18 protein-coding genes are annotated in these 18,794 nt (G+C 43.9%); 12 read left to right on the top strand and 6 right to left on the bottom strand.

Features of this window, described 5'->3' with window-relative positions:
- Window positions 1–186 precede the first annotated feature (186 nt).
- The 3 genes from ilvB to ilvC all read left to right on the top strand — a co-directional run bounded on the left by ilvB (window position 187) and on the right by ilvC (window position 3,522).
- Window positions 187–1,812: a biosynthetic-type acetolactate synthase large subunit gene (ilvB, locus tag DWW81_RS02795; protein WP_117896752.1), complete on the top strand. Its 1,626-nt coding sequence runs from the start codon at window positions 187–189 to the stop codon at window positions 1,810–1,812.
- 118 nt (window positions 1,813–1,930) lie between these two features.
- Window positions 1,931–2,428: an acetolactate synthase small subunit gene (gene ilvN, locus DWW81_RS02800; protein WP_022287490.1), complete on the top strand. Its 498-nt coding sequence runs from the start codon at window positions 1,931–1,933 to the stop codon at window positions 2,426–2,428.
- A 68-nt stretch (window positions 2,429–2,496) separates the two neighbouring features.
- The gene (gene ilvC / locus DWW81_RS02805) at window positions 2,497–3,522 is read left to right on the top strand and encodes a ketol-acid reductoisomerase (RefSeq protein WP_041337504.1); all 1,026 of its coding nucleotides are present in this window, start codon (window positions 2,497–2,499) and stop codon (window positions 3,520–3,522) included.
- 221 nt (window positions 3,523–3,743) lie between these two features.
- Here ilvC and DWW81_RS02810 read toward each other — a convergent pair whose 3' ends face one another.
- From DWW81_RS02810 to DWW81_RS02835, 6 genes are read right to left on the bottom strand one after another with little or no spacing between them, the layout of a single operon-like run.
- Complete coding sequence (locus DWW81_RS02810) at window positions 3,744–5,273, bottom strand: hypothetical protein (RefSeq protein ID WP_117896751.1); 1,530 nt, start codon at window positions 5,271–5,273, stop codon at window positions 3,744–3,746.
- The gene (locus DWW81_RS02815; RefSeq protein WP_022287487.1) at window positions 5,270–5,833 is read right to left on the bottom strand and encodes a sigma-70 family RNA polymerase sigma factor; all 564 of its coding nucleotides are present in this window, start codon (window positions 5,831–5,833) and stop codon (window positions 5,270–5,272) included. Before DWW81_RS02815 ends, DWW81_RS02810 begins: the two co-directional genes overlap by 4 nt.
- A 38-nt stretch (window positions 5,834–5,871) precedes the next feature.
- Window positions 5,872–6,366, bottom strand: coding sequence for a hypothetical protein (locus DWW81_RS02820; RefSeq protein ID WP_117896750.1), 495 nt, complete (start codon window positions 6,364–6,366; stop codon window positions 5,872–5,874).
- Window positions 6,366–7,034 carry a tRNA (guanosine(46)-N7)-methyltransferase TrmB gene (trmB, locus tag DWW81_RS02825; protein WP_041337508.1) on the bottom strand — a complete coding sequence of 223 codons (669 nt, stop codon included), beginning with the start codon at window positions 7,032–7,034 and terminating at the stop codon, window positions 6,366–6,368. Before trmB ends, DWW81_RS02820 begins: the two co-directional genes overlap by 1 nt.
- Before the next feature lie 18 nt (window positions 7,035–7,052).
- Entirely contained in the window at window positions 7,053–7,589 is a 537-nt protein-coding gene (locus tag DWW81_RS02830; RefSeq protein ID WP_022287484.1) for a hypothetical protein, read from the bottom strand.
- A gap of 13 nt (window positions 7,590–7,602) precedes the next feature.
- Window positions 7,603–8,844, bottom strand: a complete 1,242-nt coding sequence (locus tag DWW81_RS02835; protein ID WP_347502986.1) for a galactokinase family protein — start codon at window positions 8,842–8,844, stop codon at window positions 7,603–7,605.
- A 432-nt stretch (window positions 8,845–9,276) separates the two neighbouring features.
- Between DWW81_RS02835 and iorA the strand changes: the two genes are divergently transcribed.
- The 9 genes from iorA (at window position 9,277) to DWW81_RS02880 (ending at window position 18,462) form a co-directional block, all read left to right on the top strand.
- Window positions 9,277–11,004: an indolepyruvate ferredoxin oxidoreductase subunit alpha gene (gene iorA / locus DWW81_RS02840; RefSeq protein WP_117896748.1), complete on the top strand. Its 1,728-nt coding sequence runs from the start codon at window positions 9,277–9,279 to the stop codon at window positions 11,002–11,004.
- A 28-nt stretch (window positions 11,005–11,032) separates the two neighbouring features.
- Window positions 11,033–11,608 carry an indolepyruvate oxidoreductase subunit beta gene (locus DWW81_RS02845; RefSeq protein WP_022287481.1) on the top strand — a complete coding sequence of 192 codons (576 nt, stop codon included), beginning with the start codon at window positions 11,033–11,035 and terminating at the stop codon, window positions 11,606–11,608.
- Window positions 11,608–12,105: an HD domain-containing protein gene (locus DWW81_RS02850; RefSeq protein ID WP_117896747.1), complete on the top strand. Its 498-nt coding sequence runs from the start codon at window positions 11,608–11,610 to the stop codon at window positions 12,103–12,105. Before DWW81_RS02845 ends, DWW81_RS02850 begins: the two co-directional genes overlap by 1 nt.
- A gap of 64 nt (window positions 12,106–12,169) precedes the next feature.
- Window positions 12,170–13,477 (top strand): phenylacetate--CoA ligase, encoded by a 1,308-nt coding sequence (locus tag DWW81_RS02855; protein ID WP_117896746.1) that lies wholly within the window; start codon window positions 12,170–12,172, stop codon window positions 13,475–13,477.
- A gap of 18 nt (window positions 13,478–13,495) precedes the next feature.
- Window positions 13,496–13,930 (top strand): ACT domain-containing protein, encoded by a 435-nt coding sequence (locus tag DWW81_RS02860; protein WP_117896745.1) that lies wholly within the window; start codon window positions 13,496–13,498, stop codon window positions 13,928–13,930.
- A gap of 155 nt (window positions 13,931–14,085) precedes the next feature.
- Entirely contained in the window at window positions 14,086–14,256 is a 171-nt protein-coding gene (locus DWW81_RS02865; protein ID WP_117878416.1) for a 4Fe-4S binding protein, read from the top strand.
- A 537-nt stretch (window positions 14,257–14,793) separates the two neighbouring features.
- A complete protein-coding gene (locus DWW81_RS02870) occupies window positions 14,794–15,999 on the top strand; it encodes a transglutaminase domain-containing protein (protein WP_117896744.1) in 1,206 nt (401 codons plus the stop codon).
- A gap of 220 nt (window positions 16,000–16,219) precedes the next feature.
- Window positions 16,220–17,770: a L,D-transpeptidase family protein gene (locus DWW81_RS02875; RefSeq protein ID WP_117896743.1), complete on the top strand. Its 1,551-nt coding sequence runs from the start codon at window positions 16,220–16,222 to the stop codon at window positions 17,768–17,770.
- Between the two features lie 53 nt (window positions 17,771–17,823).
- On the top strand, window positions 17,824–18,462 hold the full coding sequence (locus tag DWW81_RS02880) for a M15 family metallopeptidase (protein ID WP_117896742.1): 639 nt from the start codon (window positions 17,824–17,826) through the stop codon (window positions 18,460–18,462).
- Window positions 18,463–18,794 lie beyond the last annotated feature (332 nt).

The following is an 18,794-nucleotide window of genomic DNA, read 5'->3' on the forward strand; positions in this document are numbered from 1 at the left end:
ATCTCTCTTTTCTTTTTTCTTAATTTTGTCCAATATCTATTGTAGCACTACACATAAATATTCCTTCGTATGCTAACGATACTTGACGAAATCTTATAAATATGGTATAATAAATCACAGCTTTGTATGTTTTATCACTTTATATGATAATTTATACAGAAAATTTTTTATGGAGGCGACTTTATTATGAAGATGACTGTAAGTCAGGCTATGGTTGAATGTTTGAAAGCTGAGAACGTAAAAGTCGTCTTTGGCTATCCCGGAGCTGCTATCTGTCCTTTCTATGACGCTTTGCTGGATGCTGAAAACGACATCAGGCAGGTGCTCGTGAGACAGGAAGCTAACGGCGGTCATGCGGCTAACGGCTATGCACGAATTTCAGGCAAGCCTGCGGTATGTATCGCAACGTCAGGTCCGGGCGCAACTAATCTTATTACTGCTATTGCTACCGCTTATGCGGATTCTATACCTATCGTGTGCATAACAGGTCAGGTGAATACCGACCAGATAGGATCTGACGTTTTTCAGGAGGCTGATATTACAGGCTCGGCTGAGCCGTTCGTTAAGCACAGCTATCTCCTCAAAGAACCGGAGGACACTGCAAGAGTTTTCAAGGAAGCTTTCTATATAGCAGGCACCGGCAGACCGGGTCCTGTTCTTATAGATATCCCTATGGACGTTCAGAAGTCTGTTATCGACTTTGAGTACCCTGAAAAGTGCGAGATAAGAAGCTATAAGCCTACCACCAAGGGCAACTACGTTCAGGTAAGGCGTGTAATGGCGGCGTTGGAAGAGGCTGAGAAGCCGCTTATCTGTATTGGCGGTGGCGTTTTTGCCGCTCACGCTGAGAATGAGATAAGAGAGCTTGCCGACCTTATGCAGATACCTGTTATCACAACTATGATGGGCATTTCTGTTTTCCCTGATGACGATCAGCTTTTCTGCGGCATGATAGGTACTCACGGCGTCAAAATGGCTAACGCTGCTGTGAATGAGTGCGACGTGCTGTTCCTTGTGGGCGCAAGAGTTGGCGACAGAGCCGTTAAAACACCTTTGGCTCTGGAGAAAACTACTAAGATAATACATATAGATATCGACCCTGCGGAGATAGGCAAGAATATCGGTGCTGACCTGCCTCTCGTTGGCGACGCAAAGCTTGTTTTACAGCAAATGACGGAGCTTGCAAAGCCTATGAAGCACGATGAGTGGATAGCTCACATAAAGACCCTTGGAGGCGAGAGAAAGTATGTTGAGCCTGCAAAGGGTACTGTCAATCCGAGGGTGTTTATCGACAGGCTTGCAAAGAAAATGCCTGCCAATGTTACTGTTGTGGCAGACGTTGGACAAAATCAGATATGGACCTGCACTGAATATAAGTTCCGCAAAGAGGGCAGACTTCTTACCTCAGGCGGCATGGGTACGATGGGCTATTCTGTGCCTGCGGCGATAGGTGCAAAAATGGCTGACGACAGCAGAGCAACAGTTGCTATATGCGGTGACGGAGCTTTTCAGATGTCGTTCATGGAGCTTGCAACAGCCGTTCAGTTCGGCGTTGATATAAAGGTGGTAGTAATGACAAACAACCGCCTTGGCATGGTAAGAGAGCTTCAGACAAACGGCTATCATGACAGGCAAACTGCTGTTTTCCTTGACGGTTCTCCTGACTTTATCAAGCTTGCAGAGGCTTACGGCATACCTGCAATGAGAGTTTATGACGATGATACTATGGAAAAGGGCGTCGAAATGCTTGCTGAACATAAGGGCATTTGCCTTGTTGAAGTCGTTGTGGATAAGGATATGCCAACATTATAAGGCCAATATTTTAACTATCTGTAGCGTTTACAGTATATAGCGTTTACGTTCAAGAAATCTTAATAATAAACTGATATAATTAAAAATCAAGGAAAGGTTTCCTTATGGAGGTTGATTTATGAAACATACGATCTCAGTTCTTGTAGAAAACCACAGCGGTGTTCTATCAAGAATTTCCGGACTGTTTTCAAGACGTGGGTTCAATATCGAGAGCCTTGCAGTAGGTCCAACTCATGACCCCGACGTTTCAAGAATAACGATAGTTGCTGACGGTGATGAGCATACAGTTGAGCAGATCGAGAAACAGCTCAATAAGCTTATAGAGGTCATCAAGGTAAAGACATTTGAGGCTAATGAGTATCTCGCAAGAGAGCTTATGATAGTCAAGGTGTCTGCGGTCGCAAACAGACGCAGTGAGATAATGACTATTGCGGATATCACAGGGGCTAAGGTCATGGATATAACGCTTACGACAATGACATTGGAGCTTTGCGACACTTACGCTCACCTTTGCAGATTTGAGGAGGTCATAGCACCTTACGGAATAATCGAAATGGTAAGAACAGGCACTATCGCAATAGAGAAAGGCTCTGACACATTCAATGCAGGCAAATAAACTTTGATTATATAGCCGAAAGGCTACATAAAATAAATCTTAAATTTCTGAATTTGGAGGAATTAACAATGGCACAGGCAAGAATATTCTATCAGCAGGATTGCGACATTAACGTACTCAAGGGTAAGAGAGTTGCCATTATCGGTTACGGTTCACAGGGTCACGCTCATGCACTCAACCTTAAGGAGAGCGGTGTTGACGTAGTAGTAGGTCTTTACGAAGGTTCTAAGAGCTGGGCAAAGGCTGAGCAGCAGGGTCTTACAGTTATGACAACTGAGGAAGCTGCAAAGACATCTGACATTATCATGATCCTTATTCCTGATGAGAAGCAGGCTGCACTTTATAAGAAATCTATCGAGCCATACCTCACAGAAGGTAAGACTCTTGCATTCGCACACGGCTTTAACATTCACTTTGGCTGCATCGTACCACCAAAGAATGTCAATGTTATCATGATCGCACCTAAGGCTCCTGGTCACACAGTACGTTCTGAGTATCAGGCTGGTAAGGGTACACCTTGCCTTATCGCAGTTGAGCAGGATGCAACAGGCAACGCACAGGATATCGGACTTGCATATGCACTTGGTATCGGCGGAGCAAGAGCAGGTGTTCTTGAGACAACATTCAGAACAGAAACAGAAACAGACCTCTTCGGTGAGCAGGCAGTTCTCTGCGGTGGTGTTTGCGCACTTATGCAGGCTGGTTTTGAAACACTTTGCGAGGCTGGTTATGACCCAAGAAACGCATACTTTGAGTGTATCCATGAGATGAAGCTCATCGTTGACCTTATCTATCAGTCAGGTTTCGAGGGCATGAGATATTCTATCTCTAACACAGCTGAGTACGGCGACTACATCACAGGTCCAAAGATCGTTACTGAGGACACTAAGAAGGCTATGAAGAAGGTTCTGTCTGACATTCAGGACGGTACATTCGCTAAGGACTTCCTCCTTGATATGAGCGACGCTGGTTCACAGGTACACTTCAAGGCTATGAGAAAGCTCCATGCTGAGCATCCTTCTGAGAAGGTTGGTAAGGAGATCAGAAAGCTCTACAGCTGGAACAATGATGACGAGAAGCTCATCAACAACTAATTTGCAGAATTAATATTATTGCATAAAGAAAAGACGACTTGCAAACGTAAGTCGTCTTTTTTCTTTTTAATTCGCTTTTTCAACATCGCTACTCTATGTTTGTTAATAGCTGTACGTTAGTCGCCCGATAACGTTACTGCACTTGTCGAGCAATGGGACGTCGAGGACGCCGTCCCCTACATATTAAATGCAGGGGACTCCTATGGTCATCCGTTGTTTTGTCAAGATAATGCGCTGTCCTTTGCATCATAAGTTTCAACGCTGTCGTGCTCATCGGTGGTATATGAATAGACCGTATCTCCCTCGATCGTGACATCGACCTGCTTCACATCATAAGCGCTGCCGTCCTTATCCTTTTCAAAGTATACCGAAAAATCAATGGTCGACAGGTCAAGATCGCCGTATTCTCTATCGTGTGACAGCATATCGAGCCAAAGCTCATATGCAAAAAGCTGCGCCGTGACGTTATCTGAACTATCAATATCGGGCACATTAGACAGCGCAAGCTCCTTCGAAAGGTCAAGTGAGTTTACAGTATCAAAGTGAAGCTTCTTGCCGCTGGTGTTATACTTTGTTACCAGCGCCTGCGCCTTTTCAAAAATATACTGCGCCGTGGCTGACGGGTCAGCTTCCACAGTGCTGGTGCTTGAAAACGGAGCGGAATCATACACCGCCCAGCTTCCGTCATTGGCGTAGCTATACAGAGTAAATCTGTTTGTGAACATATCCACAGTGAAATAATCTGTCGCCATATTGAACTGTATGTCCGAATCGTTGACGATATTCAGGGTCAGGAGGTTCAGACTTTCGTTTGTGATATATCCATTTTGCGCATAGTCTGACTTTACATATTCTGTTGTATTGTTGCTGTTCATGATATCGTTGTAATAATTATAGTCAGCAGGGGAGTAGCTAAAAATGGCATTGTCTGGGTTTTTCATAGAGCTTTCGTCATAGATATCCAGCAGGTCATTTTTGAGGGTTTGAGCTATAATTTTGGCATTTTCAGTGAAGCTTTCGCCGCTTCCGTATTTGAGAGAAACGCTGTTATCGCTGTCTGAAATGGTTATCTTGCAGTTGTTATTCTCAATATGGGCTTCTATTCTGCAATTCACCGCCTTGTTAAAAGCGTCCTCATCAAGGGTTTTTATCTCCGACAGGATATCGATTATCAAAGAATTTGTCTCATAGCTGTTATCATCTGTCAAAAAATCCACGCTTGGAAGTCCGCTGTCGGTTTTCTCCAGCAGGTCAACGTAATACCTTGTGCTGTGTTCCTTGCCCTCGATATTTTCGTCATAGTTGCCGCTGTAGACTATATCGCAGTATGCAGGGCTGTTTTGTATTATGTCGAGATTTCCTACCGTAGAATTTGCGCTTTCAAGCACTGTGTCTGCAAGCTTTATAAAGTCTGCTGAACACAACTGCAGTGTACCTGTATCGCCGGATACGCTGCTGTTTGCAGGTGGAGCTGTGCCTGCGTTCGGCTCGTAGTCATGGATATTTCTTGTCATGTAAATTCCGCCTGACATTACAAGCGCCACTGCCGCCGCTGCCGCAACTACCTTTGCACCCTTGTGTCTTGCGACTATGGCAGGCTGTGTCGGCTCGGTTTGTGGTGTGAAAGTATCCGTATTTATATCTCCGTTTTGTTGTGGAAAACGCTTTTTGAGCGTTTCTTTGAGCTGATCTTTCTTTTGTTCCGATAGGCTTGCGTTTGCAAAATAATTCTTTATATCTCTTTCGTTCATACGCTCATCTCCTTTTCGTAGTCTGAAAGTGAAAGCTTTAGTTTTTCTCTTGCTCTTTTCAGCCTTGATGTGACCGTGCCCTTGCTTGTTCCCAAAATGTCGGCTATCTCATCGGTCTTGCAGCCTTGATAATAAAAAAGATAAAGCACTATCCTGTATTTTTTATCCAGCCTGTTTATAGCGTTTTGCACATCTATCTGCATATCAGGTGATGAAAAATCGCTGCTTGCACTTACCTCATTTTCTGCACGCAGACGTCTGCCTGCCGACCTTAGCAGGTCTTTGGATAGATTTATCGCCGTTCTCAGCAGCCACGCTTTAAGATGCTCGTCATCATTGAAGAAAAGCTCACCCTGCCTTGTGAAATATTTTATTATGACCTCGCTGACTATATCCTCTGCCTCGTGAACGCTGCCTGTGACTGCCAGTGCCGCTCGGTAGATATCGTCTGAAAATTTGTCAACTATGTAGTCAATATCTCTTGTCAAAGCTGTCACCTCCTTTGTTGTTTTGAAAAGCCTTTCATCTATAACACGAATGTAAAGACCGTTTGATTGCATAAAAAAATGGACGAAAAAAATTTTTCGTCCATAAAAAATCAGCTTTTGCTTGTTTTTACATAAGACCACCCGTCACCGAGGTTATCCTCGCCCCCTGATGAGCTTATGGGTGAGCGGTAAATATAGTAATGGTCATAAATGGTATAAAATCTCACTGTCAAGCCGTCGCTGTCGATGTATGTAACGTTCCTGCGCTCCAGCTCCTCAAGCTCTTTCTTCACAGACTTGCAGGCATTGTTTTCAGTGAGCGATTTAATGGAGCATTTGCCCTTTGGTAGTGTCGGCTTTTCGCATGAAATGCTTTCTATCATAAACTCCGCAGTGGTCTGAAAGTTAGCCTTATTGTCATCGAAAACGGCTTTTATCTGGCTGTCGGAGCGCATATAGTGCTGATGCCAGAAGCCGAGTGCTACTGCAAGAATAACGACTATCCAAATTATCCACTTGACTTTTCTGGCTGTTGACCATTTGCGAAGCTTGCCGTCAGAACCCATATCTTCCTCGCTGACAATTGGATTTATATGCTCGCTCATTATTTTACGAACGCCTCCAATCTGTAGATAGGCATACCCATGTCTGAGAATTTCTTCTCATATTCCGTTACGATATTGCCCTCGAAGCCGCTGTTGTGAAGGTCGAGAGAAATGTTTTTAAGTCCGTAATTTGCCGCAGAGAACTCCTCCAAGGAGAACTCAAAGAAGTGCATATTGTCGGTCTTTTGGTATATCTCGCCTTTGTCCACAAGAATACGTCTGTATATTTCAAGAAAAGCTCGGTATGTGAGCCTATGACGTGCATATGTATTTTTAGGATACGGACAGCTAAAGTTAAGGTAGATACACTCCACTGACTTTTCAGGGATAAAGCAATCCAGATATTCAGCCTCGCCCCTTGCAAATCTCAGGTTCGGTATGCCCTCGTCTATAGCCATTTGTGCGGCGTCAACTATAACGTTACTGCTTTTTTCTACTGCAAGGAAATTCTTGTCAGGATTTCTCTTTGCTATCTCTCTTGCAAACTGACCCTTTCCACAGCCTATCTCCAGCACAAGGGGATTGCTGTTTCCGAAGATCTTCTCAAAGTCAATAAGCTGTTTGTTTGACTTGTCCTGAAAATTCTTCTCGTCACGGTCAAGATATAAAATATAATCTCCGCAGGCTTCAAGACGTGCCTCAAGATTTTTCTTTCTTCTCATTCTCATATGGGATAAACTCTCCTGTTATTTATTAGAATATTTGTGCAGAAAATAGTCCTTGTCAGACGTGACCTTTAGCCACTGCACAGCCGACCCTGTGAGCATATTTTCATAAGGATAAACTGTCAGCATGACCTCCGGGGTGTCTTCACCGCTGAAATGAGGCGTCACTTTAAAAGCTATCTCGCAGTTGAGCCGTTGAACGACCTCTTCTTCGGTGAGCTTTCTGAAAAGCACTGAGGTGTCCTTTTCGGTGATAGGTATTTTGGTAAACTTTGCCTGATAAATTTTCTTGCCGTCCTTTTTGGTGACAAGTGAAAAGCCATGCTTCACAAGGGTTATCTTTCCGCCATGGTTTTCGTAGTATTCAAGGTTTGAAAAGGTAACACGTCCGTCATTGACAGCTTCACCGGATATCGAAACGCAAAGCCCTTTGTCTGACGCTTTCCCTGCACTCTCCACTCCGAAAGCAAAGGGAAGTCCGTCTATCATTATCTCTCCGCAGGTGGAAAACTGCAACTTCACCTGCTTTTTCTTCAAGCCTGCAAATGGATTTTTCATGACAACTCCTATATTAAAGGTCGATCTGCACGCCGCCAACAGGTCTTATGGACAGCACATAGCATGAGCCTTCACCGAATACTCTCTCCATTTCAGCCTTGAAAGCTTCAAGCTTCTTTTCAGGTACGAACGCTTGGATAGTTCCTGCAAAGCCACCGCCGTGAACTCTGCAAGCACCCTCACCGCCAAGAGCCTGCTTTGCAAGATACAAAGCCAGTGAAAGACCCTGCTCGTTTGGAGCAGAAGAAGCATAGATGTTCTGAAGATATTTGAATGATGAATCTCCTGATTCATTGATAAGGCTCAGGAAAGCGTCAAAGTCGCCCTCTGAAAGTGCGGAAGCTTCCTTGCCAACTCTCTCGTTATCGTCAAAGAAGTGGAGTGCTCTAAGCACAGCTCTGTCACTGCACTTTTCTCTAACAGCACAGATGTTTTTAAGAAGCTGTTCCTTTGTTATCTCTCTCAGCACCTTTTTGCCAAAGAAAGCCGCAACAGACTTCATTTCCGCTGGGATAGCCGCATACTCAGGGGTGAGGTCGGCATGGTTGCCCTTTGTGTCAACGATACACAGTGCGTGACCGCTTTTTGTGAAATCGAACTTTACAGAGTCGATAACAGGGTGCTTTTCGTCAGCAAAGTCGATAGTGATAAATCCGCCTACTGATGAAGCCATTTGGTCCATAAGACCTGAGGGCTTGCCAAAATATACATTTTCCGCAAACTGAGCTATCTGAGCTATTTCCACAGCAGATACCTCGCCCTCGTTGAAAAGACCATTGAGGATAGTGCCGATAAGCACTTCATAAGCCGCAGATGAAGAAAGTCCGGAGCCTTTGAGCACGTTTGAAGTTGCATAAGCCTTGAAGCCCCCGACATTGTGACCATTCTTCTTAAAGCCTGCGGACATACCTCTTATAAGTGCCGCAGATGTGTTTTTCTGCTCCTCGTAGATAGTGTCGTCATCAACGTTTACAGTGTCCATTGGGAAGCCCTCAGACTGTATGGTAATAACGTTCTCTTCGGTGTCAGGAGCGACAGCGGCAATAACGTCGAGTGAAACGCCTGCCGCAAGGACACAGCCGAAGTTGTGGTCGGTGTGGTTGCCGCCTACCTCAGTTCTGCCTGGAGCTGAGAAGAAAGCAGTTGGCTTTTCACCGAAAAGTTTTTCAAACTCATCTGCAACTCTGTTATATCTTTCTCTCTGAAACGCCGTCATATCGGCTGTGTAGACCTCGTCAAGTGTATATTTTTTCATCATGTATATCCTCCGAACGTAAATTTAAGTATACTTTGTTATTATACAACATTTATGCTCTTTTTTCAAGTACAATTTTTTAAACAAGTGAGGAGGTGAGAATGAGAAATGAGGAGTGTTAAGAATGAAGAATGAGGAATGAGGAGTGAGGAATGAGGAATTATGGTATCGCCTGGCGGCGATTTATTTTTTGTTGCTCAAAACGTGTAAGCTGGCATAAATTTTTGCACAGAAGCTCCCTTGATATTTTATGCAAACTGACAAAATTGCCGTAAGCAAACTTTTTATAACACTCTATTGGTGCTTTAAATCAAAAAAGTTGTTGCATTTTGGTGAAATTTGTGGTATAATTACTTGTATCTATTTTAATTATTGTTTATTTCTACCGACCACGAAAAAATGGTCGGTGCAGTGAAAGGAAAGATTTATTGTATGAAAAAACTAATGCTTGGAAACGAGGCGTTTGCAAGAGGTCTGTATGAGGCAGGCTGTAAGGTGGTATCATCTTACCCTGGTACTCCGTCAACTGAGATAACAGAAGCTGTTGCAAAATATGACGAGGTATATGCTGAGTGGGCGCCAAATGAAAAGGTGGCAATGGAAGTGGCTCTTGGCGCTTCTATAGGTGGTGCAAGAAGCTTCTGCGGAATGAAGCACGTTGGTCTTAACGTTGCCGCTGACCCTCTTTACACAGCAGGCTACACAGGCGTAACGGCAGGTATGGTAATAGCTGTTGCCGATGACCCTGGTATGCACTCGTCACAGAACGAGCAGGATTCACGTCACCATGCAATCGCTTCTAAGACAATGATGATAGAGCCTTCCGATTCAGGGGAGTGCAAGGAGTTTGCTAAGGCTGCTTTCGAGCTTTCTGAAAAGTTCGATGTTCCTGTTATCGTAAGACTGTCCACCAGAGTTTCTCACTCTCAGTCAGCCGTTGAACTTTGCGAGAGAGAGGAAAGGGAGAATATCCCATATGAAAAGAATATCCAGAAATATGTTATGATGCCTGGTAACGCTATCCGCCGTCACCCTGTTGTTGAAGCAAGAATGAAAGCTATCGCTGATTATGCCGAAACTTCACCTCTCAACAAGGTAGAGATGAACGATACAAAGATAGGCGTTATCACAAGCGGTATCTCATATCAGTATGCAAAGGAAGCTCTGGGCGACAAGGCTTCATATCTCAAACTCGGTATCGTAAACCCAATGCCAATTCAGATAATAAAAGACTTTGCCGCAAAGTGCGAAAAGGTCTATGTAATCGAGGAGCTTGACGATGTTATCGAAACACACTGCAAAAAGAACGGTGTGAACGTTATCGGCAAGGAGCTTTTCAGCCTTATGGGCGAGATATCACAGACTATCGTTGCCGAAAAGATACTTGGCGAGAAGCCTGAGTATATCACATTTGAGGATAACGTGCCTGTAAGACCTCCTGTTATGTGTCCGGGATGTCCTCACAGAGGTCTGTTCTATTGCCTGCATAAGCTGGGCGTTATGGTATCAGGCGATATCGGCTGTTATACTCTCGGCGCAACAGCACCGCTTTGTGCTATGGATTCAACTATCTGCATGGGTGCTTCTATCAGCGGACTTCACGGATTTAACAAGGCGAGAGGCGCAGAGGCTGAGAAGAAGTCTGTTGCCGTTATCGGTGACTCTACATTCATGCACAGCGGTATGACAGGTCTTGTGAACGTTGCATATAACGCCACAAATTCAACTGTTATCATTCTCGATAACTCTATCACAGGTATGACAGGTCATCAGCAGAACCCTACAACCGGTAAAAACCTTAAGGGCGACCCTGCTTATGCCGTTGACCTTGAAATGCTCTGCCATTCACTTGGTATCAAGAGCGTAAGAGTCGTTGACCCATATCATATGGCTGAAACAGAAGCTGTTATCAAGGAAGAGCTTGCCAAGGAAGAGCCAAGCGTTATTATTTCAAGACGTCCATGCGCACTTCTTAAATATGTAAAGCACAATCCACCGCTCAAGGTAAACAAGGATAAGTGCGTTGGCTGTAAGCAGTGCTTGAAGATAGGCTGTCCTGCTATATCTATCCATGACGGCAAGTGCGTTATCGACCATACACAGTGCGTAGGCTGCGGTATATGCAAGGAAATGTGTAAGCTGGGTGCGATATGCGACTAATGATAACATATATTTCGAGGTGTAAATAATGAAAACAAGATCAATTATGATAGTGGGCGTAGGCGGACAGGGCTCTCTGCTTGCGTCAAGAATAATAGGAAACGTGCTTCTCTCACAGGGCTTTGATGTAAAGGTCAGCGAGGTACACGGTATGAGCCAGCGTGGCGGCTCTGTTGTTACATACGTTAAGTACGGCAGCGAGGTATGCTCGCCTGTAGTTGAAAAAGGCGAGGCAGATATCATCATCAGCTTTGAACAGCTTGAGGCAGCAAGATATGTTTCATATCTCAAAAAGGGCGGACATATCATCACTTCAACTCAGCAGATAGACCCAATGCCTGTTATCACAGGTGCGGCTGTTTATCCTGAGGATATCATAGGCAAGCTTAAAGCAGAGGGCGTTGACGTTATCGCTGTTGACGCACTGGCACTTGCGGAGCAGGCTGGTACTGCAAAGGCTTCAAACGTTGTTCTCATGGGCGTTGTGTCAACTAAAATGGCTTTTGACGAGGACGTTTGGCAGAAGGCTCTTGAAAACTGTGTTCCTGCAAAGTTCCTTGAATTGAATAAAAAGGCGTTCGCTCTCGGCAGAGAGGTAAAATAATGGACGAGATAAGCGGTCTTATCATAAAAATGACCGAGTTTTTCGGCGGCGACCCTAAGCGTATACAGCACTTTATAAAGGTGCATACCTTTGCCCGTGTTATCGGCAGGACAGAGGGGCTTGATATCCGCACTATGTACTGTCTTGACGTTGCGTCGGTGGTGCATGATATAGGCATAAAGCCTGCGGAGGAGAGATACGGCAAGGGTCACTGCGGCGGAAAGCTTCAGGAACAGTTAGGTCCTGAGCCTGCACGGAAAATGCTCACAGAGCTTGACTTTGACGAGGATATCATAGACAGGGTGTGCTTTCTTATCGCACATCATCACACCTATGAGGGCGTCCAGGGGCTTGACTGGCAGATACTCTTGGAAGCAGATTTCCTTGTGAACGCTTTCGAGGACAGCCTTTCCAAAGAGAGCATAAAAAGCTTCCGTGACAAGGTGTTCAAAACGAAAACAGGCATTAAGATGCTTGAAGAAATGTACGGCGTATGATACTTGTGCAAAGTTGATACCCGAGTAATATGACCGAAACCATTTTAACAGGAGGTGTGTTCCAATGGGAAAATATTGGAACGAAGAGATCGAGTGCATGGCGCACGAGGACATGAAAAAGCTCCAGAGTGAAAGACTTGTCAAGCAGGTCAAGCACGTCTGGGACAATGTGCCATACTACAAGAAGCTTATGGAAGAAAAGGGTGTAACGCCTGATGATATCCACGGCATTGAGGACCTGCACAAGCTGCCGTTCCTTTCAAAGGCTGATCTGCGTGAGGCTTATCCTTACGGTCTGCTTGCAAAGCCGCTTTCAGAGTGCGTGAGAATACATTCTACAAGCGGAACCACAGGCAAGAGAGTTGTGGCTTTCTACACTCAGCATGATATCGACCTTTGGGAAAATTGCTGTGCAAGAGCTATAGTTGCCGCAGGCGGATCAAAAGACGACGTTTGCCACGTTGCATATGGCTATGGACTTTTTACAGGGGGAGCAGGTCTTAACGGCGGCTCTCATAAGGTGGGCTGTCTTACTCTGCCGATGTCATCAGGAAACACAGAAAGACAGATACAGTTCATGCAGGATCTAGGTTCTACTATCCTTTGCTGTACTCCGTCATATGCCGCTTATATAGGTGAAACTGTAAAGGAAATGGGCATAAAGCCGGAGGAGCTTACGCTCAAAGCTGGTATCTTCGGTGCTGAGCCTTGGACGGAGGAAATGCGTCATGAGATAGAGAAGCTTCTTGGTATCAAGGCTTACGATATCTATGGTCTGACAGAAACAAGCGGTCCAGGCGTAGCTTTCGAGTGCGAAGCACAGTCTGGTATGCACATCAATGAGGACAACTTTATCGCAGAGATAATCGACCCTGACACAGGAGAGGTGCTTCCTGAAGGCTCAAAGGGCGAGCTTGTATTCACAAGTATCACAAAGGAAGCTTTCCCTCTGCTGAGATACAGAACAAGAGATATTTGTATTCTTACAAGAGAGAAATGCTCATGTGGCAGAACTCTCGTCAAAATGTGCAAGCCAATGGGCAGAAGCGACGATATGCTCATCATTAAGGGCGTAAACGTGTTCCCATCGCAGATAGAGTCAGTGCTTCTTAAGATATCAAAGGCAAGCCCTAACTATCAGATAGTCGTTGACAGGGTGAACAATTCTGATACTTTCGAGATAAGAGTCGAGCTTAATGACGATATGTTTTCTGATACTGTCAAGTCTATCGAGGATCTTGAAAAGAAGATATCCAGCGATATCCATAATATCCTTGGCATCAAGGCGAAGATAAGACTTGTTGAGCCAAAGAGCATTCCACGTTCTGAGGGCAAGGCAGTAAGAGTTATCGACAAGAGAAAGCTTGTCTAAAAGACAGGGGGTAATTTTATGACAGTAAAACAGCTTTCGGTTTTTATTGAAAACAGACCTGGCAGATTGTCTGCCGTTACAAAAATACTTGGGGATAATGATGTGAATATCCGTGCAATGTCCCTTGCTGACACAAAGGATTTCGGTATTCTCAGACTTATCGTTAACGATTTTGAAAAAGCAGTTTCAGCCTTGAAAACAGAGGGCTTTTCCGTTACCACCACTCAGGTTCTTGCAGTGGAGATAAATGACCGCCCAGGCGGACTTTCAGAAGCAATGAAAGCTCTCTACAATGATAACATCAGCGTTGAGTATATGTATTCTGCATTCATAAACACTAAGGAAAACACGGCTTATCTTATCCTTAGAGTAGAGAACGTTACAGCCGCTCAGGATGCTTTGAATGAAGCAGGATTTGCACTTATCTCACAGCAGGAATTGGCAAGCATCTAGCTGATTAGTAAATACTAACTGAAAAATCACTTAAAATCTATGTGAAATTTTTATGAAATGCCGAAAACCTCTTGATTTTTTCAGAAAATGTGTTATTATATAAGTATAGTATTTGATATGATACTTGTAGAATTTATGCAAGGAGGTCTGTGAAAATGGCTTATAAGATTAGTGATGAGTGCATCGGCTGCGGCGCTTGCATGGACGCATGTCCAGTAGGAGCTATCTCCGAGGCTGATGGTAAGTGTGTTATTAACGCTGACGAGTGCATCGACTGCGGTTCTTGTGCAGGTACTTGCCCTGTAGGAGCACCTCAGGCTGAGTAATTTACTTAAACTAAGAGAAAACGTCTGTCATATGGCAGGCGTTTTTTTGCACTTATTTTTTGTGTATTAGTTTTCAGCACGTTATCATAAAACTGTCACATTGGCGGAGTATAATATAAATACAATAAGAGAAAGACAAAAGAATTTACACATATACTTTTTTCTCCATATATACTTCATATACTTCAAAAAGGGAACGCTGGCTTGTGTCAGCGTTCTTTTTTTGCGTGGGCGATTTTGTGGATAGATATGTAAAATATCGTGGAAAATATGGGCTTTTGTAACGCAGGTGTCCGTTTTTCGGTATTATTAATAAAAGTTTTGCGAAATTTGTTAAAAGTGATAAAAATAGAACCCTTATTGTCGTTTCTGGGATATAAAATGTACAATGGTTGTAACTTAACGTTCATATAAACTTCATAAACGAGCGAAAAAACGGCTTGAAAATTACAATTTGATTACAATGCCCCTTGACTTTTGTAACCTTATTCATTATAATATGGTGTAGTTTATCACATTTGAAAGGAGCGTTCTGAATTGGGTTATTTGAAGTCGGGTATATCCCGCTGTGTGGCTGTGCTTTCTGCCTGCGGAGTTGTGACAGTATCTGCTGTGACTTTTGCGACACTTGATAAAAATGTTATCCAGCCATGTGCGGTCATGCCGCCTGAAAATGCAAAGGTCATTTCTGTTGTTTCTGACAAGGAAACATCTGAGCAGATCGGGGATAACACAACTGTTCTTACAACATCAGCCGTCAAGAAATCTGCGAAAAATTCTCAGACTGAGGCTGTAAAGGCTGTAAAAACTGCAAAAAGCGAAACAACAAAGTCAACAAAGTCAGCTTCTGAAACAGCTTTGAAAACAGAGAGCGTAACGACCTCTGTAATATCACAGAAGCCAGCGTCAGTTACCGCAGTGCAGAGCGTGACTTCCGCTGACACAAAGCTTAGCATATCAGTAAGCCTTGTGACAAAGAAAACTCAGCAGGCTTCAAAGTCTGAAACAAAGGTTTCTGCTGTTACTTCCGCCCCTGTCAGCACTACTGATAGCGATACTGTTGCCTCAAAGGCTACAAAAAAGACTACAACAGTGAAAACTACTACTGCAAAAACTACTACCACTGCAAAGACAACAACTGCCCCTGTTACGACCACAACGCCTGCGGTGACTACTACCAAGAAAAAGACCACCACCGCTAAGGTGACAACAACTAAAAAGCCTGTTACAACTACAACCACTGCGCCTGTTGTCGACAACGGCAAGACCCCTGCACAGCGACTTAATTCTGCAGTGCTTGATCCAAAGGCGACGCTCAGCGCAAAGGAAGAAAAGATACTTCTGAAATATCTCGATAAGATAATATCAGATGATATGACAAACTACGAAAAGGCTGTGGCTTGCTACGATTATATTATAAAGAACACGGTCTATGATTACGGCGGCTGGGCAAATCCTGTCAAGGCTGTTCTTGAGGACGGTTACGGCACTTGCACAGAGTATTCTTATGTTTACGCCGCAATGCTCAACTACATAGGCTTTGACGCAAAGACCGTTGACGGAAAGACCGCTATGGCGGCAGGCGGTTACGGCTATCATATGTGGGTGGAGGTAACGATAAACGGTCAGGTATATGTTATGGATCCTCAGGTGGACGATAACATGAGCTGGGGAGCGTATATCTCCCATGACCGCTTCTGCAAGACCTACAGCGAGGTCAAGGACAAGTATATAAAAGACTGATATTGTATCGGGTGGAGTTATCTGCCCGATATTTTTTTACTGTGTTTGCGTGTATTTTTTTGCAGTACGTTTATTTGTACATTAAATAAGAATATCCGACACTCTTTTTGTGACAAATTTTTCAGTCTATCCTATAGACAAAAGGAAAAAAGCATGATATAATTATTCTTGATACATTGTCGGCAAATGCCGAACGTCATTTTGTACAGGAGGATAATTGATGACGGAAAATTCCACAAAAATAAAGAAAAAGACTGCGGCAACTGTGAAGAAAAACAGCTCTGCCAAAGGTTCGTCAAAGAATAAGAAAAGAAAGAAAAAACGCAACAATATCGGCATTATCTGCGGCACTGCGGCAGCGGCTATCGTGATAGTTGTGGGCGGAGGATATTTCATTGGAAGAGCTTACTATAGCAACAGATTTCTGAGCGGCACAACAGTGAATGGCGTTGACGTGGGCGGAAGGACATTTGAACAGGCTTGCGACCTGCTCGGGGTGAATGATATGCCTTATGAGCTTACGGTCAAAACTATCGACGGCACGTCTGTTGTTTTCAAGACGGCTGATTTTGATTACAGACTAAGCGGCAAGGACGAGCTTCAGAAGATCTATGACAGCGTGAACAGAAAAACATGGTTCTCTGGATTTATACAAAATTCCACCTATAGCTTTAATGAGGACATCACATTTGATGTTGAGAAGCTTCAGAAGCTTGTGGAGAAAGCAAACTGGGGCGATGTTGAAACTGCCGATGCAAAGCTTGGCCTTAACGAGGATAAGACGGCTTATGTTATCACCTCTGAGGTGCAGGGAAACAAGATAACCGATATGAAAAAGCTTGAAGCTTATGTTACGCAAAGCGTGGCGGCAGGTGAGCTTAGCGTTGAGCTTGACAAGGACACAGGTTGTTATTCTCTTCCAAAGGTGAAGAGCGCAGACCTTGAGGACGATTGCAAGAAACGAAATGACGTTTTCCAGCTTTCTGTCACATACGATTTTGACTACACCACAGAAACTCTCACGGGCGAGGAGCTTATGAAGATTATAAAGCTCAAAGATGACGGAAGCTACACTGTGGACAGAAAGAAAGCCATGGAGTATGTGGAAAAGCTCGCAAAGAAGTATGATACATATAATACTAAGAGAAAATTCCACGCAACTTTGCAGGGCGACATAATCGTGCCGACAAGCTCTGATGCTAAATACGGCTGGTGGATAGATCAGGAAAAGACTTGTGACGATCTTGTGGATATGCTTGAAAAGGGCGAGAGCGTTGACAAGGTAGACCCTATCTATTACAGTACCGGTTATTATGACTTTACAGGCGTTGAGTCTGCGAGAAGCAAGGATGATGATATAGGCGACACTTATATTGAGATAGACCTTACCGACCAGCACTTGTGGTATTATGAAAAGGGCAAGAAAAAGCTCGATACCTATATAGTTTCAGGTCAGACCACATCTAAGGCGAGAACAACTCTCCCCGGTGTTTATAAGCTGTGGTCAAAGGAGACCAACAAGCGTATGAAAGACACAAATGCCGACGGCGACGAGTGGGATACAAAGTGCAACTTCTGGAACAACGTTTCTCTTTGCGGAATAGGTCTTCACGATTCAACGTGGCGAGGCGGATATTTCGGCGGTGAGATATACAAATATAACGGCTCTCATGGCTGTATAAATATGAGCTATGACGACGCCAAATATGTTTATGACAACGTGCCTTACGGTACGCCTGTTGTTATGTACTACAAGTCTGCGGATAAATAATAAGGACGGTCAAGGTATCATGCCTTGACCGCTTTTTGTAAGGAGTGTTTTTTATGGAAAAGATATTATACAGAGAGGGCTTTACGGCTGAGGAGCTTCCAAATGAGGTGATAGAGCGTATCAAAGGCGTTTCCTATAAGGAAAATCCCTATGTGAAGCTGGGCGACCTTGCCTATCTGCGTGTGAGATATTATGACTTTGAGCATAAGGTGCAGTCGGGGGAGCTTATCGTGGCGAGAAAGCTTGCGCAGGAGGTTCTGGATATCTTCTATGAGCTTTTCGAGGGCGGTTATGAGATAGAAAAAATCAGGCTCGTTGACGAGTATGACGCTGATGATGAAAGGTCAATGGCGGATAACAATTCCTCTGCCTTCAACTATAGGGTGGTGGCTGGTACCAACACTATTTCGGCTCACAGCTACGGCAGGGCGATAGACATAAACCCTCTTATCAATCCTTATATAGTGGGGAATAAGGTCATGCCTGCCAATGCTGCAGAGTATGCGGACCGTGACAAGGCTTTTGATCACAAGATTGACAGAACAGACCTTTGCTATTGCATTTTCAGGCGCCACGGCTGGAAATGGGGCGGTGACTGGAACAATTCTAAGGATTATCAGCATTTTTACAAAGAGTACGATTCTCCGCTGAAAATGGCTGTAAATAAGCTGAAAAGAGCGTTGTTACGTTAGTTTGCAAGGTTTACCTAGGAAAACGATATGAAATCATAAGTTATATATGTATACTGATTAACTAAAAATTAATAATGATTTTATGCAAGTTTTATCATTCGCTCTTGCATTTTGCTGTAATGTGTGTTATAATGATTAAGCCGTCAAAAAAGACGGCAAAAGGCTATTTCCTTGCATTTGTGCGAAAAACCACACTTTGAGTTTGTTTGCACTTATGCAGGATTGCAGGATTTTAATTTCTTCCTGCAAGTTTTTTGTTAAAAACAGCTAAAAATCGGCTATGAGCCGTGAAATAACATACGTTGCTGAACGATAAGCTATAATTTTTTTAC

It is taken from the genome of Ruminococcus sp. AF17-1AC (assembly GCF_003461385.1).
GTDB classification, from domain to species: Bacteria; Bacillota; Clostridia; order Oscillospirales; family Ruminococcaceae; genus Hominimerdicola; species Hominimerdicola aceti.

Excerpts from the sequence above, each read along its gene's own strand:
- DWW81_RS02815 (WP_022287487.1), bottom strand. The coding sequence starts at position 5,833 with ATGCAATCAAACGGTCTTTACATTCGTGTTATAGATGAAAGGCTTTTC.
- DWW81_RS02875 (WP_117896743.1), top strand. The coding sequence starts at position 16,220 with ATGACGGAAAATTCCACAAAAATAAAGAAAAAGACTGCGGCAACTGTG.
- DWW81_RS02880 (WP_117896742.1), top strand. The coding sequence starts at position 17,824 with ATGGAAAAGATATTATACAGAGAGGGCTTTACGGCTGAGGAGCTTCCA.
- DWW81_RS02845 (WP_022287481.1), top strand. The coding sequence starts at position 11,033 with ATGAAAACAAGATCAATTATGATAGTGGGCGTAGGCGGACAGGGCTCT.
- DWW81_RS02860 (WP_117896745.1), top strand. The coding sequence starts at position 13,496 with ATGACAGTAAAACAGCTTTCGGTTTTTATTGAAAACAGACCTGGCAGA.
- ilvC (WP_041337504.1), top strand. The coding sequence starts at position 2,497 with ATGGCACAGGCAAGAATATTCTATCAGCAGGATTGCGACATTAACGTA.
- DWW81_RS02820 (WP_117896750.1), bottom strand. The coding sequence starts at position 6,366 with ATGAGCGAGCATATAAATCCAATTGTCAGCGAGGAAGATATGGGTTCT.
- DWW81_RS02835 (WP_347502986.1), bottom strand. The coding sequence starts at position 8,844 with ATGAAAAAATATACACTTGACGAGGTCTACACAGCCGATATGACGGCG.
- iorA (WP_117896748.1), top strand. The coding sequence starts at position 9,277 with ATGAAAAAACTAATGCTTGGAAACGAGGCGTTTGCAAGAGGTCTGTAT.
- DWW81_RS02850 (WP_117896747.1), top strand. The coding sequence starts at position 11,608 with ATGGACGAGATAAGCGGTCTTATCATAAAAATGACCGAGTTTTTCGGC.
- trmB (WP_041337508.1), bottom strand. The coding sequence starts at position 7,034 with ATGAGAATGAGAAGAAAGAAAAATCTTGAGGCACGTCTTGAAGCCTGC.
- ilvB (WP_117896752.1), top strand. The coding sequence starts at position 187 with ATGAAGATGACTGTAAGTCAGGCTATGGTTGAATGTTTGAAAGCTGAG.
- DWW81_RS02830 (WP_022287484.1), bottom strand. The coding sequence starts at position 7,589 with ATGAAAAATCCATTTGCAGGCTTGAAGAAAAAGCAGGTGAAGTTGCAG.
- DWW81_RS02865 (WP_117878416.1), top strand. The coding sequence starts at position 14,086 with ATGGCTTATAAGATTAGTGATGAGTGCATCGGCTGCGGCGCTTGCATG.
- DWW81_RS02810 (WP_117896751.1), bottom strand. The coding sequence starts at position 5,273 with ATGAACGAAAGAGATATAAAGAATTATTTTGCAAACGCAAGCCTATCG.
- ilvN (WP_022287490.1), top strand. The coding sequence starts at position 1,931 with ATGAAACATACGATCTCAGTTCTTGTAGAAAACCACAGCGGTGTTCTA.
- DWW81_RS02855 (WP_117896746.1), top strand. The coding sequence starts at position 12,170 with ATGGGAAAATATTGGAACGAAGAGATCGAGTGCATGGCGCACGAGGAC.